This window comes from Mesorhizobium sp. P5_C1 (assembly GCF_054049815.1).
Genome location: NZ_JBFULQ010001016.1, coordinates 1 through 1198, shown reverse-complemented (window position 1 = coordinate 1198; position 1198 = coordinate 1). Strand labels below are relative to the sequence as shown.

1 protein-coding gene and 1 other RNA gene are annotated in these 1198 nt (G+C 60.2%); both read left to right on the top strand.

The features are described 5' to 3' along the window. Positions 1-211: 211 nt before the first annotated feature. Positions 212-367: non-coding RNA, 6S RNA (gene ssrS / locus ACXJ7R_RS33515), on the top strand. A gap of 96 nt (positions 368-463) precedes the next feature. Continuing rightward, positions 464-1051: a 5-formyltetrahydrofolate cyclo-ligase gene (locus tag ACXJ7R_RS33510; protein WP_457155536.1), complete on the top strand. Its 588-nt coding sequence runs from the start codon at positions 464-466 to the stop codon at positions 1049-1051. Positions 1052-1198 lie beyond the last annotated feature (147 nt).

The following is a 1198-nucleotide window of genomic DNA, read 5'->3' as shown; positions in this document are numbered from 1 at the left end:
CGAACCGCTCTATCTCTTTGTTTTGACGCAATTCCGGACGGAAACCGTCCACACTTTTCCTGGAATTGCTCTTGGTTGGTCATGACGACCGTAAGGACGCGGCTCCGCCTGTGCAAGGGTGGCTTGTCGGCGGCAGCGAGGGGCGCGGATCCGCCACGGAAAGAATGTCATCTCTCTGGCGCTTAGCCGACCAGCAGCCTATATTGGTCGGGACGGTCTGTGCTTCCCGGCAGGAGAACATTTTCCCCGGGGCCTTAACGATCCTTAGGGAGCTGTCCCTGGGAAGACCCGTGGGTTTTCTCACACGGCGCCCACCTACTTTGTAGGTTCCCGGGATCGCTCTCTCCACCGGTTGTGTGGATCGTCACTTTTCGCAACGCATCCATGTCTTTCGGTGGATGATGCGGTAGAAAACGTCGCTCCTAAAGCTCCACCGAAATCTGACCTTTTCTATCGTCTGCACATGACATCCTCAAAACACCTGAAAAAGCAGCTTCGGCTCAAGGCACTCGGGCGCCGCGACGCGCTCGATGAATTCTGGCGAGTGGAGATCGCCCTCGAAATGGCCGAGACGGCGCGCGATCACCTCGCTGTCGAGCCGGGTCAGATCGTCTCCGGCTTCTGGCCGATGCGCTCGGAAGTCGACGTCCGGCCGCTGATGTTCGCCTTGCGCGAGAAGGGAGCCAGGCTTTGCCTGCCGGCGATCCTCGACAAGACCACCATCGTCTTTCGCGAATTGGTGCGCGGCGCGCCGATGGTCGAGATGGGTTTCGGCACTGTCGGCCCGCATGAGGAGGCCGAGGTGCTCGACCCCACGGTGATGCTGGTGCCGCTCGCCGCTTTCGACGCGCGCGGCCATCGCATCGGCTATGGTGCCGGCTACTACGACCGCGCCATCGCCAAGCTGGTCGACAAGGGGCTGCCGCCCAGATTGATCGGCATCGCCTTCGACTGCCAGGAGGTGGGGCTGGTGCCAGATGAGGACCACGACGTCGTCATCCCGGAAATACTCACGGAGAGTGGGTTGCGCCGCTTCGCGCCAAAATTGTAGACAAGCGCAATGGACGCATGATCTTTTCACAGACGTCATGCAGCTTTTGCTTCGCTGACATTCGGTGCGGGATCATATGAGACTTCTCTTCCTCGGCGACATGGTTGGAAAAACGGGACGCACGGCAGTGTGGGAACAACTGCCGGG

Bases quoted from the DNA above. Each gene is read 5' to 3' on its own strand.
- ACXJ7R_RS33510 (WP_457155536.1), top strand. From the start codon at position 464: ATGACATCCTCAAAACACCTGAAAAAGCAGCTTCGGCTCAAGGCACTC.